The organism is Pseudomonas sp. TH15, assembly GCF_016651105.1.
Classification (GTDB): Bacteria; Pseudomonadota; Gammaproteobacteria; order Pseudomonadales; family Pseudomonadaceae; genus Aquipseudomonas.
Genome location: NZ_JAEKEL010000001.1, coordinates 4,174,958 through 4,188,986 on the forward strand (window position 1 = coordinate 4,174,958; position 14,029 = coordinate 4,188,986).

The following is a 14,029-nucleotide window of genomic DNA, read 5'->3' on the forward strand; positions in this document are numbered from 1 at the left end:
GGTTTTGCCGGACGATGTCCGCTTGATGTCTGTCATGCAGGAATGTTGCTCGATTGAAATAAATGACCCGGGCGGCGAAATGGCTTTAGATAAGCTCTTTTTGGTCCATGGATCCTGTAACCGTGAGCAGACTGCTGATCGTCGACGACGACGTGGAAATCCTCTCGCTGCTGAAGAAGTTTTTCATCCAGCACGCCTATGAAGTCGACGTGGCGCCACACGGCGAAGCCATGTGGGCGGCGATTGCGCAGCAGCGCCCGGACACGATCATTCTTGACCTGATGATGCCCGGCGAAGGCGGCCTGAGCCTGTGCCAGAAGGTGCGGGCGCAGATGGCGATTCCGATCATCATGCTCACCGCCATGGCCGAGCTGAGTGACCGCATTGTCGGCCTGGAACTGGGCGCGGACGACTACCTGACCAAGCCGTTCGCGCCGCAGGAATTACTGGCCCGCGTGCGCCCCCTGCAACGCCGCGCCGGCGAACAGCGGAGCCCGGTTGAACCGTCGCGGCCGGTGATCGGCTTTGCCGGTTGGCATCTGGATATCACCTGCCGCGAGTTGCGCTCGCCGGACAACGTGATGATCCCGCTGTCGGCCGGCGAGTTCGACTTGCTGCTGGTGTTTGTCGAACACCCGCAACGCATCCTCACCCGCGAGCAGTTGCTGGACCTGGCGCGTGGGCACAGTCACGAGGCGTTTGATCGCAGCATCGACGTTCAGGTCAGCCGCCTGCGGCGCAAGCTCGAATCCGATACCAAGCGGCCGGCAATGATCCGCACCGTGCGCAATGGCGGTTACCTGTTCACCGCCAAGGTCAGCCGCTCATGATCCGCTCCATCCTGCGTCGCGACACCCTGAGCCGACGGATTGCCCTGACGATCGTGGCGGCGATGCTCACTTCGCTCGCGCTCAATGCACTGTTTGTGCAGGTCGCTGGCATTTGGGCCAAACCGCCAATTGAACGCACTGGCTTGCTCGAGCAGATAGCCGCGACCACCAAAGTAATCGAAGCGGCACCCGCCGGTTTGCGCCCACAACTCGCCGCAGCTGCGACCAGTCCCATGCTGGAGGTCACATGGAATGAGCAACGCGCCGGGGTGGGGTTGCCCATCGGCGGCGAGCCGGTCAAAGCGGGCAGGGTGCCGGTGCTGCATCAATTGCTGGGTGATGATCGAAACATTCAGGTATTCAATCCGGCCGACTGGCCCAGTGACAACCCGCGCGCACGCTATGCCGCGCTGGTGCAGTTGAAGGACGGCAGCTGGTTGTCGTTTTCGCCGCCGGAGCGTTCCTGGGGAGTGGACATCGGTACACGGATCGCGGTCATCATCGCCCTGGGTTTGATCGCCACCTTGCTGGTTGCCTGGATTGCCACCCGCCAACTGGCCAAGCCCCTGCAACGTTTCGCCAACGCCGCCAGACGCTTTGGCGGCGATCTGCGCGCGCCGCCCATCAAGATTGAGGGCCCGGACGAGATCCGTCAGGTCATCGTTGCCTTCAACACCATGCAGGCACAGATTCAGCATTTCATTGGCGAACGCACGCACATGCTCGCGTCGATTTCCCACGACTTGCGCGCGCCGCTGACCCGCATGCGCCTGCGCAGCGAATTCATGGAAGACCTCGATCACCAGGGCAAACTGATTCGCGACATCGAAGAGATGCAATCGATGATCAACGCCGCGCTGGCGTTCTTCCGCGAAGACACCCGGCCAGAGCAACGCACTGCGTTCGACCTGTCGGAGTTGCTGCACACCATCGTCGATGACTATCGCGATCAGCACATCGCCATCGACTACGACGGCCCGGCGCGCCTGGTGTACGAAGGCCGGCCACTCGGCATCAAACGGGTGATCGTCAACTTATTGGAAAACGCCGAGAAATACGCCCAGCACCCACGTATCGAGTTAAGCGCTGATGAGCGCTTGATTCGCATCGATGTCAGCGACGAGGGCCCGGGCATTCCCGAAGAGTCGTTGCAGCGCGTATTTGATCCGTTCTTTCGCCTCGAAGCCTCACGCAACCGTCATACCGGTGGCGTCGGCCTCGGGCTCTCGGCGGCGCGGGCCATCGTGCGCGAACAGGGCGGAGAGCTGACTTTGAGTAATCGCAGCGGTGGCGGGCTGTTGGCGCGGGTCGAGTTGCCGCAGTAAAGGGTGGGCGACGATTATGCGGATAACTCTGTAACACTTTGAAACATTCATGGGGCGCGGGCGGTCAACAGGTCACATTCACGATAAGAAGCGCCCATGAAAATCCCACGGCCATCCGCACGCCTTGAACCGCTGTCGCAACTGCGCAATCTGAAAATGGCCCGCTCGGCGCACGCTTATGTAAGGGGCAGCACCGTGCAGTTTTACGAATGGCTGCACAGTCAACCTGGGCGCAGCCTGCCCAAAGGCCCGGCGGTGTGGATCTGTGGCGACTGCCATGCCGGCAATCTGGGGCCGACCGGCGATTTGAAAGGCAAAATCGACATTCATATCCGCGACCTCGATCAGACCGTCATCGGCAACCCGGCGCATGATCTGGTGCGTTTGGCGCTGTCGCTGGCCACTGCCGCCCGAGGCTCGGATTTACCCGGTGTGGCCACCGCACGCATGCTCGAAGAAATGATGCGCGGCTACGAGCAAGCCTTTGAAGGTGATCTGGATGAAGAGCCGCCGCGCCCGGCTCAGGTCAAAGCCGGGATGCGCAGCGCGGTGCAGCGCACCTGGAAGCATCTGGCTCAAGAACGCATCGAGAACACCAAGCCGACGATTCCGCTAGGCAAGCAATTCTGGACGCTGTCCCGGCCTGAACGGGCGGCGCTGAAAGCGCTGTGTGCCACACCAGAAATCCACACACTGGTGACTTCGCTAAAGGGCCGGTCAAAGGACGACAGGGTAAAAATGCTCGACTCGGCGTATTGGGTCAAAGGCTGCAGTTCGCTGGGGTTGCAGCGCTATGCGGTGTTGCTGGGCGTGGGTGAGGAGGACGATCAGGAATATTGCCTGCTGGATGTCAAAGAGGCCGTTGGCGCCGCCGCACCACGTGCAGCACGCGCCTCGATGCCTCGCGACAACGGCAAACGTGTGGTCGAAGGGGCGCGTTTCCTGTCACCGGGGCTGGGCAATCGGATGATTGCGACACGTATGCTTGATCACGGATTCTTCATCCGCGAGTTGCTGCCGCAGGACATGAAACTTGAACTGGATCAGTTGAGCCAACGCGATGCGATGCTCGCGGCCGGTTATCTGGCGCGGGTCGTGGGGCTGGCCCATGCGCGTCAGATGGATCTGTCGACGAGAGCCTCATGGATAGGCGAGCTGCAAGCCTGCCGTTCGAAAACCCTCGATGCGCCGTCGTGGCTGTGGACGAGTGTGGTGCAACTGGTCGGTAATCATGAGCGCGGGTATCTGGAACATTGTCGTCGGTACGCGCTGCAGCACTGATTACTGGGCCAGCCTCTCTAAGGTGATACCTGGGGCAGACGCAGCGGTGGATTTGACCTGATTGCGGTAACTCTGCGCACTGATGCCGAAATGCTTTTGAAAGGCGCGGCGCATGCGTTCTTCGCGACCAAAGCCTACGGTTTCGGCAATCCTTTTGATCGGTTCATCGGTGGTTTTCAGCAGCCGACAGGCCGTTTCCATGCGCAAGTTCTCTACCGCTTGCGCAGGTGTTTCCCCGGTGGCGGCGACATAAGCGCGAGCAAAGTGGCGTGGGCTCATGCCAAATTGCTCGGCAAGCCGCTCGACCCGCAGATCACCGTTCAAATTCCCGGCAATCCAGCCGTGCAGCCGGGCCAGACGCACGTCCTGATCGGTGCGCAAGGCCTTCGATTGCGCATTGAGCGAGGCGCTGAGCTGCGGTTGCTCGGCACTGCGCCACAGGAACACGGTGAAATAGCGCGCCAGCGCCAATGCGGCGTGGGCGCCGAGATCCTGTTCGACCAGCCCGAGCGCCAGATCAATACCCGCCGTGGCACCGCCACACGTCCAGAGATTGCCGTCATGCAGGTACAGCGCTTCGGTCTGACAGTGCAGCGCCGGGTAGCGCGCCTGTAATTCATCGGCGAACTTCCAGTGCGTCACCACGTTGCGGCCATCGAGCAGGCCCGCTGCGGCGAGGGCGAAAGTGCCGGTGCCAATCGAGCAGAGGCGGCGGATTTGTGGGGCGCGGCTGCGCAGCCAATCGCAGGCGCTTTCGTCGGCTTCGAGGGCGGCCATTCCCGGTCCACCGGCGACGATCAGCGTATCGATCACGGGCGCCATTTGATCGATCTGCTCCAGCGAGCAGGTGCTGACGGTAATGCCGGAGACCGACATTACCTGACCACCCTGCGGCGAGGCCACGAGTAACCGATACGGCGGGTTCGTTGCAAAGTCACCGGTCAACACGCGCGGTATCGCGGCGAACACCTCTAGCGGCCCGGCCGCATTCAGCAGCAACAGATCATCGAACGCCAACACCACCACCGTGCGCGCAGGCGGCGGCGGGATGTCAGGCATGGCAGCAAAGGAGGGGTGTTTGGCATGGAGCGGCACGGCGGGCCTCGACATACTGAAATCAATGCATAAATGAGGGCATGACAATGCCGCTAAAACTTCCTGCTGCCAAGCACCCGCTGCTGACGCGGTTCAAAGCGCTGCTGTGCTGCGCCGCGTTGGTGCTGGCGCATCCGGTGTCTGCTGCCAGCGAGCCTTTGAAGATGGGCGACCAAAGCGGTCTGATTCAGGCGCTGCTACACGCGGCGGGAGAAGACAAGGATCTGCCGTATGCGCTGTCGTGGCATCCCTTTCTGGCCGGAACGACGATGCTTGAGGCGCTGAGTGCCGGAGCGATCGACGCCGGTGTGGTCGGCAATGCGCCGCCGGTGTTCGCTCAGGCGGGCGGTTTCGATGTGCGCATTATCGGCGTGGCCAGCGGCGCGCAAAATAACAATGCGCTGCTGGTTCCCGAGGATTCTCAAGTCCATAACGTGGCGGATCTCAAAGGCCAGCGCATCGCCGTGGCCAAAGGCAGCAGCGGTCATTATTTATTGCTGGCGGCGCTGCAACAGGCAGGCCTGACACCGCGTGATGTGAAGATCGCCTACGTCAGCCCGGTGGATGCACAGAATGCTTTTGCCAGCGGCAAACTCGACGCCTGGGCGGTGTGGTATCCCTTCGTCGGCCAGGCCACTTCCCGTGGCGCGCGGATTCTGCTCGATGGCAGTGGCTGGCCGGAAACCGGTCTGAACTTCACCGTCGCCAGCAAGCGCGCACTGGCAGATGCCGAGCGAGCAGGGCAGGTCGGTGATCTGTTGGCCAGACTAGCCCGCGCCCAAGCCTGGGCCACCGCGCATCCCCAGAACTGGGCCGAAGTGTTCGCCCAGACCACCCGACTGCCTGTCGAACTGGTGCAGGAAATGCTCGCGCATCAAGACCTTCGCTATGTGCCGATCCAGCCGCCAGTGATCACCTCGCAACAACGACTGGCAGATATGTTTGCTGCCGAGCGACTGATTCCCAAACCCCTGCAAGTCGAGCAGATCTTCGACGATCGCTTCAACGCCTTGCTGCCAACACCCCAATAACCCCACGACTTCACCTTGCCGCTTGACTGTCGGCCGGGTTCCACACGCCTGGAGAAAAGCCATGCCCAACCTCGAACGCACCACCCTCAAACGCCAGAAAACCGGACTGATCGCTGTCGATCATGCCCGCAGTGCCGGCGGCTATACGCTGTTCGCCCCGCAAACGGCCGACGGCAACGTGTTCTTGATCGACCTTGACGGCGAGATCGTCCATCGCTGGAAGCTGCCACAACGCCCCGGCCGCGACGCGGTGATCCTGCGCAACGGCAACCTCGGCTACAACGGCAACCATCCTGATTCGCCGGACCTGTTTCCGGGCTGGTCGGTATGGCATGGCGGGGCGTTCAGCGAAGTCACCCCGGAAGGCGAGGTGGTCTGGGAACACACCGATCTGCTCCATCACCACGACGCGCAATGGCTGGACAACGGCAATCTGTTGTACACCACCGCCGAGCCTCTGAGCCCAGACTTGGCTCGTCGTGTGGTCGGCGGCATTCCCGGCAGCGAGGCGCCGGGCGGTGTGATCTATGCCGACGTGGTCAAGGAAGTCGATCGTGAAGGCAACGTGGTCTGGGAATGGCGCAGTTGGGAGCATCTGCGTCCTGAAGAGTATCCGTTGCACGAGTGCTTCGAACGCCATCACTGGCCGATGACCAATGCGGTAACGCCGGGCCGTGACGGCAAGGTGATCCTCAGCCTGCGCAGCGTTTCGTCGGTGATCGCCGTGCAACGCGGCAGCGGCGAAGTGTTGTGGCGTCTGGGCCACGATCTGGTTGCCCAACAGCACTGCCCGAGTGAACTGGATAACGGCAACGTGCTGGTGTTCGACAACGGCATCTTCCGCCCACACATCAGCATGCCGCACTCGCGCATCATCGAAATCAACCCGGCAACGCAACGCATCGAATGGCAATACGCCGACACGCCGGGCTATGCCTTTTTCACCCCGTTCATGGGCGGCGCGCAGCGGTTGCACAACGGCAACACACTGGTCACCGAGGCCAACTTCGGCCGTTTGTTTGAAGTGACACAGGAAGGCGAGGTGGTCTGGGAGTACGTCAATCCACACTTCGCCAGCTATCCCGATGCGCCGTCGCGACGCTATTTGCCGGGCGACAACAACGCGATCTTCCGCGCGCATCGCTACCAGCGCGAAGACCTGCCATGGCTGCGTGACTGATCACGCTCCGACCTCCAACCGCAACGATCGCGCTCACGCAAGCCACGCGCAGCGAAGTATCGACTCCTCTCGAAGAGCGGCGTGAAGCCGCTCCAGGAACCACCGATGAATCTTCTTTATTCGCGCAACTTTTCCGCGGGCGCACTGGGTTTTTGTTCACTCATGCCGTTGCTGCCGGCAACGGCCAATGATCTGCCCGCCGCTACGGATGTTCTGCAAACAGTGACTGTCGAGGCTCGCCGTCGCAGCGAAGATGCCCAACAAGTACCCACTGCGATGAGCGTGCTGGGCGCGCAAACCCTTGAGGAACAGCGTTTGTATCGCCTGCAGGATTTGCAACAGGCGATGCCCAGTGTGAACGTCGCGTTCATGCACGCGAGGCAATCGAGCCTGTCGATTCGCGGTTTGGGCAACAACCCGGCCAGTGACGGTCTGGAGGGCAGCGCCGGGATCTATCTGGACAATGTCTACCTCGGGCGCCCCGGCATGGCCGTGTTCGACTTGCTCGACGTTGAGCAGATCGAGCTGTTACGCGGCCCGCAGGGCACCTTGTTCGGCAAGAACACCACGGCAGGCGTGTTGAACATCACCACGCGGCGACCTTCGTTTACGCCGCAGGGCAGTTTTTCGACTTCGGTCGGCGAAGATGGCTACACGCAAAATCAGGCGAGTTTTTCCGGCCCGCTCAACGACACGCTGGCGGGGCGCATCGCGGTTTATCGAACCCATGAAAATGGCTACGTGAAAAACGACTACGACGGCCACACGCTGGGCGGTGGTGTGCGTCAAGGCGCGCGCGGGCAACTGTTATTCCAGCCCAACGAGGATTTCAATCTGCGCTGGCTGGCCGATTATCACGAAGAAGACTCCAGCGCCGGTACCCGCTCATTGTTCAGTACCGGGCCGACCATCAATGGCGTCAACCGATATGAACAACGCGCAGCGGCGGTGGGCGCGACCTTGGTCAACGGGCGCCACGTCAATCTGGACGCCGATCAAAGCGTAAAGGTGTTCCAGGGCGGCACGTCGCTTGAGGCCAACTGGAATCTGGCCGGCGACTACACGCTGACGTCGATCAGCGCCTACCGTTGGTGGGATTTCACCCCGCGTAACGACGATGAACTGAACGTCGACGTAATGCACAACGTCGGCCAATCGGCGCGCGACAAACAGTACTCGCAAGAGCTGCGTCTGGCTTCGCCGGTCGGGGAACACTTCGACTACGTGCTGGGTGCGTATTACTTTCGCCAGGAAATGAGCAACAAGGTCTTCACCGATTACGGACCCTTGGCCGACACCTGGAATGGCACCCCGCAGGGCGCGCTGAACAACGTCACCAGTGTTGGCCAGGGCGATGTCGACACCGACAGCTTTGCCACGTTTGCCCAGGGCACCTGGCACCTGACCCCGCAGCTGGATTTCAGCCTCGGCGTGCGTGGCACTTATGAGCGAAAACTGGCCCAGGTTACGCGCAACGCACCCGTGGGAGGTGTCGGCGTCAGCGGTGCAGCCGCCGCAGCAAGGGCGGGGAGGGTTGGTGCTTACGACTCCGGTGACTTGAGCCTCTACAGTTTCAGCCCTTCGGCGCTGGCCAGCCTGGCCTGGCATGTGAACGATCAGGTGCTGGCGTATGCCTCGCTGTCCCACGGCGAAAAGTCGGGCGGGGTCAACCTCAGCGTGGCCAGTGCGCCGGTCGCGGGTGCCGATTCCTTGTTGATTGGCAGTGAACGGGCCAACGATGCGGAACTGGGGATCAAGACCACGCTGCTAGACCAGCGCCTGTTGCTCAATGCCAACCTGTTCTGGACCGAAGTGCATGGCTACCAGACCAACGCCTACGATGACGTCAACCTCTCCAGCTATTTGACCAACGCCGGTTCGGTACGCAGTCGTGGGCTCGAAGTTGATAGCAGTTGGCGTCCGCTGCGAGGGTTGACCCTCAACCTCAACGGTTCGTGGAATGACGTGCGTTACCTGTCTTACGAGGATGCACCTTGTCCTGCCGAGGTGGCGTTGCGTGCGGGCGCGCCGGCAGCCTGCGACCTCAGTGGGCATGCGGTGGTGGGTGCGTCGAAATGGATCTTCAACAGCAGCGCCAGTTATCAGTGGAATCTGGACGATGGCCTGCAACCGTACGTCAATGGCAACTACTCGTGGCGCTCCCACGCGGTCGGCACCGTCGATGATTCACGGGACGCGCAGTTGCCGGGTTATGGCTTGGTCAATCTTTCCACCGGTGTGCGCGGCGACTGGGGCAAGGGACAGTGGGATGTGTCGCTGTGGTTGAAAAACGCCTTCGACAAAACCTACTACACCACGCTGTGGAATTCGCCGAACGGCGCCTATACAGGGGTGTTGGGCACGCCGCGAACGTTGGGCATGACGGCGCGATATGATTTTTGATCGCCTGGCGCGCGGCGACCTGCAGGTTGCCGACGCAGCCGAGTGCTGGGGCGATTTGAATGTTTCGGGTTGCCGGCGTGAAATTATTGCTGTAGTTTTTCATGAAATTATAAAAACATAATTTCATGGAGCATCCTGTGTTTCAGCAATCCAAGCGACATGTCGCCAGCTATTACGCCCACAGTTGCGCCAATCTCCTGAGCTCTCGGCCTGCGCTGGTGGGGGAGCAAGACACCGAAGTTGTGATCATCGGTGCGGGTTTCAGTGGTCTGCATACCGCGTTGCGTCTGGCTTTGGCCGGCAAGCGCGTAACGCTGCTGGACGCCAGTCGCGTGGCGTGGGCTGCCTCCGGACGTAACGGCGGACAGGCCATTCTTGGCTGGTCGTGTGACATGCCACCACTGGAAGCTGCGCTAGGGTATGAACGGGCAAGGCGACTGTGGGACGGTATGCGCTGGGCCGCACAGGAGTTGCGCGAATTGTCTGGGCGCCATGGTTTCGATTGCGATTATCGCGCCGGCCATCTCTGGACCTCGGTCATGCCCCGTCGGGTCAGTCTGTTGACCGAATGGCAACACGAGGCCAGCCACAAATGGGGCCACGATGGATTGCAGTTCATCCCTCGTGAGCAATTGCCTGAATGGGTGGCCAGCGAGCGTTATCAGGCCGGTCTCTACGACCCTGAGGGTGCGCACCTCAATCCGCTAAAACTCGCACTGGGCCTGGCGGCTGCTGTCGAGCGTGCTGGCGGCTGTATTCATGAACAAAGCAAAGCGTTGAGCTACCGAGAGGAGGGCGGGCGATTTCTGGTGAACACCGAGCGTGGGTCAATTCGGGCGGATGTGCTGGTGCTTGCCTGTAATGCGTATCTGGATCGACTCGACCCGAAATTGGCCAGTTGTGTATTGCCGGTGGGGACTTATCAGGTCGCCACGGCGCCGCTGACGCCAGAGCAGGCCACGGCGCTGCTGCCGAGCAATGTCTGCGTCACCGACAACCAGTTCGTCCTCGATTATTTCCGGCGCACGCCAGATAACCGCCTGCTGTTCGGTGGTGGCTGCACCTATCTGGGCGGCATGCCCAAGGACATCGCCGGGGCGACGCGACCTTTTCTGGAACGGGTGTTCCCGCAGCTAAAAGGTGTCGAGTTGGAGTTTGCCTGGGGCGGGCATATCGACCTGACCCTCAACCGCACCCCTGACATTGGCCGACAGGGCGACCGCTACTGGCTGCAGGGCTATTCCGGGCATGGCGTCCTTCCAACGCTGGCGGCGGCCCGTGCCGTGGCCGATGCCATTCTCGGCCAGCCGGATGAATTGACGTTGTATCAGGGCCTGAGTAATGGCAGTTTTCCCGGCGGTAAATACCTGGCAGCGCCGCTGGAAGCTATCGGCAAGGCCTGGTATCGGCTGCGCGACAGCATCTGATGGACCATTTTCGGGAATCCCTGGCATGAACAAGCAAGAAGAAATTGCCGCACTCGCGATCCTTATTCACGACCTGCGCAAACACAAGAAATACACCTTGAAGGACCTGGCCGACAAAATTGGCCGTTCGGTGGGTTTTGTGTCGCAGGTCGAGCGTGGCTTGTCACGGCCCACGGTCGCCGACTTGACGGCGATCAGCGAAACCCTGGGCGTGCCAACGACCTATTTCTACAGCTTGCCCAAACCCAAGGAATTGCCATGGGTGACCCGGCCAGACGAACGCCGCACGCTGTACTACGCCAACGGCATTACCGACATTCTGGTTTCACCGAAGATGAGAGCCTCGTTTTCCATGCTTGAAAGTCATCTCGAAGCGGGTGCCAGCAGCGGTGAGCGGCACTTGAGTGACAGCTCGGAACAGGGCGGCTACGTGCTCGAAGGCGAACTGACGCTGTGGCTTGGCGATGATGACGAGCCAGCCACTTTGCAGGCTGGGGACAGCTTTCAATTCGACAGTCACACCCGTTGCCGCTACGGCAATCTCACCGAGCATCTCACGCGAGTGCTTTGGGTCTACACCTGATAACAATAAAAGGAACAACAACGATGGATGCTGCCTGCTCTGATCTGCTGGCCGAAGTGCGTGCCTTTCGCCAACGCTTCCCCGAGGTGCGTTACGTCGACCTCATTTCCCTGGACATTCCAGGGCATTTTTATGGCAAGCGCTACCCCGTGGAAATGCTGGAAAAGGTCGCCGCCGGCAGCGCGCTCAAGCTGCCGCAAAACTGCGTGCTGCTGGGTACGCAGGGAGGGCTGTTCAAGATTGGTGACTACTGCTTCAACGACGGCGACCCGGACGCGTTGCGTCGGCTGGTGCCGGGCACGCTCAAACCGGTGACCTGGGAGGCGCAGCCACTGGGCCAGATGCTGATCACCTCGGATGGCACCCAGAAGCCGATTGTTTTCGAGCCACGCGAAGTGCTCGCACAAGTCCTTGATCGGCTGGCGGGTAAAGGCATTCATCCGGTGGTGGCGTTCGAACTGGAGTTCTATCTGTTCGATAAAAAGCTGCGCGACGGCGTGCCTCAGTTCGCTCGCGATCAGCTGAGCGACGATGCCGATGACCAGCCGAATATGCACATCGAACGCCTGTCGCGCTTTGCGCCCGTACTCGATGAAATGGTCGAAGCCGCGCGGATTCAGGGCATCGATACCACGGTGATCACCGCCGAGCTGGGGCCGGGCCAGTTCGAAATCAACTTCGGCCACCTCGACGACGGGTTGCGCGCCGCAGACTGGGCGGCGCTGTTCTGCCGCAGCACCCGAGGCGTTGCGCTCAAGCATGGTTATCGCGCCAGTTTCATGGCCAAACCGTACTTGCAGCATCCGGGGAGCGGCATGCATGTGCACGTCAGTCTTTACGATTCGGCGGGCAACAATCTGTTGGCCGCGAACGCCCAGCAACCGCTGCGCCACGCCGTCGCCGGGTGCCTGGAATTGCTGCCGCACAGCATGCCGATCTTTGCACCGAACCAGAATGCGATGCGACGTTTGGGCGGCACGGTGAACACCGCGACTAAAGCCAGCTGGGGCTTTGAGGACCGTGATGCGTGCCTGCGCATTCCGGAATCGGACGCGAAAAACCTGCGCGTGGAATATCGCCTGGCGGGCGCGGATGCCAATCCGTATCTGGTGCTGGCGGCGATTCTGGTGGGCCTTGAGCATGGGCTGGCATCGGGCAAAGAACCGATTGCGCCGCTCAATGAAGATCGCAGCAGCGGTATTGAATTTCCCAGGGAGATGTTCGAGGCCGTGCGTGCGATGCAGCATCAACCGCAGTTGCGTGAGGGGTTGGGCGCCGAGTTTGTCGATGTGTATTGCGAGAACAAACGCCAGGATCATCTGGCGTTCATGCAGGAGATCAGTGCGCGGGAGTATCGCTGGTATTTATGATGCAGGCGTCGATGCGCGGGGAGCCTTGGAAGGCTGTTTTCAACCAACAGCCTTTTTCCTTTCGTTGCGTAGCGAGCCAATGCGGGAAGTGTTCCAATGACGCCATTCCCCGACATTGATTGAAGGTAATCCGCAATGAACGATACAACCGATGACGCTTTCTACGATCGTGCAGACGCGCATATAAGCCTGTCGAACGAGCAGCTCAAAGCGTTCGAAAACCTCGGCAAGGTCAGCGCATCGATGATGTTTGGTACCACTCGATTCAACGCCTGGGTAAGCGCGCGCAGCTTCAAGTCGGGCGAAGAAATGGCGCAGGCGCGCGAAGCGATGTTGAAATACTTTTGTGAACAGTACCGGATGATGCTCGAGGACAACCTTGACGACCATATCAACAATTTCAGCCAGTACATGACCGCCAAAGACGCCTGATCGCCAAGGGGCTTGAGCGTTTGAGTCAACTCAATGAAGAAATGTTGCGTGCGTAAGCAAACCGATCGGTCGAATCATCGATGCGTTTCGGGAGGCGGTCACCGTTCTCCGTGAGCACTCATTCAGGCTTCCACAATTCATTCCTTTGCATCAAATCACTCACCCAGTCAGTGACTGCCCTGACGCGAGCGGACAAGTGCCGGGTATATGGATAGACCAGTGAAAGGGTAATCGACTCTAGCCTCCAATCCGGGAGAACCTCGGTCAATAACCCCTGCTCAATAAGTGGCTGCGCTTCCGCCCTCGGTACAAAAGCGATTCCCAGTCCGGCAACCGTAGCGGCGGTATGGGCGCTACCGTTGTTGAAGTACATCGATACCGGCACATCCAGGCTGAATGATTTGTCACCACGAAACATAGTGGGCAGGTACCGTCGGTTGTTAGCCGAAAATCTGTAGCCCAAATTACGATGTTGGAATAAATCTTCCGGCGCCGAAAGGCTCGGGGCTTCTCGCAAATAGTCAGGAGAGGCACAGAGTGCCAGTTGAACTTGCCCAATGATCTTGCAGACCAGGTTTGGGTCCGTTACGACGCCGCCCCTGATCGCGCAATCAATGCCTTCTTGTACCAGGTCCACGACTCGATCGCTACAGCCTATATCCAGATGGATATTGGGGTACTGCACGGTAAATTCGCGCAGTGCCGGGACGACTAACAGCAAGCCAACCCCCGCTGGCATTTCAATGTGTACCCGGCCACGCGCAGCGCTGCGGCTCAAAGAAACGGAGGCTTCCAGATCGTCGACATCTTCTAGAACGGCTCTGGCACGCAGGTAGTACGCGGCCCCTTCAGTAGTGGGGGAAACCTTTCGGGTGGTGCGGTGCAACAGCTTGATCCCCAGTAGTAACTCCAAGGCCTGGATTTGTCCCGAAACGGTCGTTTTCGCAAGCCCCAATGACTCGGCGGCACCGCCGAAGCTTCCTATCTCGACGATCCTGCAAAAGGCCCGCATTGCTTCCAGTCGATCCAGTGCCATTGTCCGAGTTCTCGTAATATAAAACCGATTTTGGCT

12 protein-coding genes are annotated in these 14,029 nt (G+C 60.3%); 10 read left to right on the top strand and 2 right to left on the bottom strand.

The genetic code is table 11. The features are described 5' to 3' along the window. Positions 1-107: 107 nt before the first annotated feature. The 3 genes from JFT87_RS18635 to JFT87_RS18645 all read left to right on the top strand — a co-directional run bounded on the left by JFT87_RS18635 (position 108) and on the right by JFT87_RS18645 (position 3,436). The gene (locus JFT87_RS18635; protein ID WP_201203589.1) at positions 108-830 is read left to right on the top strand and encodes a response regulator; all 723 of its coding nucleotides are present in this window, start codon (positions 108-110) and stop codon (positions 828-830) included. Next, the gene (locus tag JFT87_RS18640) at positions 827-2,155 is read left to right on the top strand and encodes an ATP-binding protein (protein WP_201203590.1); all 1,329 of its coding nucleotides are present in this window, start codon (positions 827-829) and stop codon (positions 2,153-2,155) included. Before JFT87_RS18635 ends, JFT87_RS18640 begins: the two co-directional genes overlap by 4 nt. Positions 2,156-2,251: 96 nt before the next feature. Further along, positions 2,252-3,436 carry a DUF2252 family protein gene (locus tag JFT87_RS18645; RefSeq protein ID WP_201203591.1) on the top strand — a complete coding sequence of 395 codons (1,185 nt, stop codon included), beginning with the start codon at positions 2,252-2,254 and terminating at the stop codon, positions 3,434-3,436. Here JFT87_RS18645 and JFT87_RS18650 read toward each other — a convergent pair whose 3' ends face one another. Next, on the bottom strand, positions 3,437-4,531 hold the full coding sequence (locus JFT87_RS18650) for a GlxA family transcriptional regulator (protein WP_342367179.1): 1,095 nt from the start codon (positions 4,529-4,531) through the stop codon (positions 3,437-3,439). A gap of 47 nt (positions 4,532-4,578) precedes the next feature. On the opposite strand from JFT87_RS18650, the gene JFT87_RS18655 reads away from it, so the two are divergent. The 7 genes from JFT87_RS18655 (at position 4,579) to JFT87_RS18685 (ending at position 12,957) form a co-directional block, all read left to right on the top strand. Further along, positions 4,579-5,562 (top strand): ABC transporter substrate-binding protein, encoded by a 984-nt coding sequence (locus JFT87_RS18655; RefSeq protein WP_201203593.1) that lies wholly within the window; start codon positions 4,579-4,581, stop codon positions 5,560-5,562. A 61-nt stretch (positions 5,563-5,623) separates the two neighbouring features. Continuing rightward, positions 5,624-6,742: an aryl-sulfate sulfotransferase gene (locus tag JFT87_RS18660; protein WP_201203594.1), complete on the top strand. Its 1,119-nt coding sequence runs from the start codon at positions 5,624-5,626 to the stop codon at positions 6,740-6,742. A 162-nt stretch (positions 6,743-6,904) separates the two neighbouring features. Further along, positions 6,905-9,145 carry a TonB-dependent receptor gene (locus JFT87_RS18665; RefSeq protein ID WP_242487325.1) on the top strand — a complete coding sequence of 747 codons (2,241 nt, stop codon included), beginning with the start codon at positions 6,905-6,907 and terminating at the stop codon, positions 9,143-9,145. 137 nt (positions 9,146-9,282) lie between these two features. Continuing rightward, positions 9,283-10,572, top strand: coding sequence for an NAD(P)/FAD-dependent oxidoreductase (locus JFT87_RS18670; protein WP_201203598.1), 1,290 nt, complete (start codon positions 9,283-9,285; stop codon positions 10,570-10,572). A 25-nt stretch (positions 10,573-10,597) separates the two neighbouring features. Continuing rightward, a complete protein-coding gene (locus JFT87_RS18675; RefSeq protein ID WP_201203600.1) occupies positions 10,598-11,155 on the top strand; it encodes a helix-turn-helix domain-containing protein in 558 nt (185 codons plus the stop codon). A 23-nt stretch (positions 11,156-11,178) separates the two neighbouring features. Further along, complete coding sequence (locus JFT87_RS18680; RefSeq protein ID WP_201203602.1) at positions 11,179-12,525, top strand: glutamine synthetase family protein; 1,347 nt, start codon at positions 11,179-11,181, stop codon at positions 12,523-12,525. A 135-nt stretch (positions 12,526-12,660) separates the two neighbouring features. Further along, on the top strand, positions 12,661-12,957 hold the full coding sequence (locus JFT87_RS18685) for a DUF3144 domain-containing protein (RefSeq protein WP_201203603.1): 297 nt from the start codon (positions 12,661-12,663) through the stop codon (positions 12,955-12,957). Between the two features lie 118 nt (positions 12,958-13,075). Here JFT87_RS18685 and JFT87_RS18690 read toward each other — a convergent pair whose 3' ends face one another. After that, complete coding sequence (locus JFT87_RS18690) at positions 13,076-13,993, bottom strand: LysR family transcriptional regulator (RefSeq protein WP_201203606.1); 918 nt, start codon at positions 13,991-13,993, stop codon at positions 13,076-13,078. Positions 13,994-14,029: the final 36 nt, after the last annotated feature.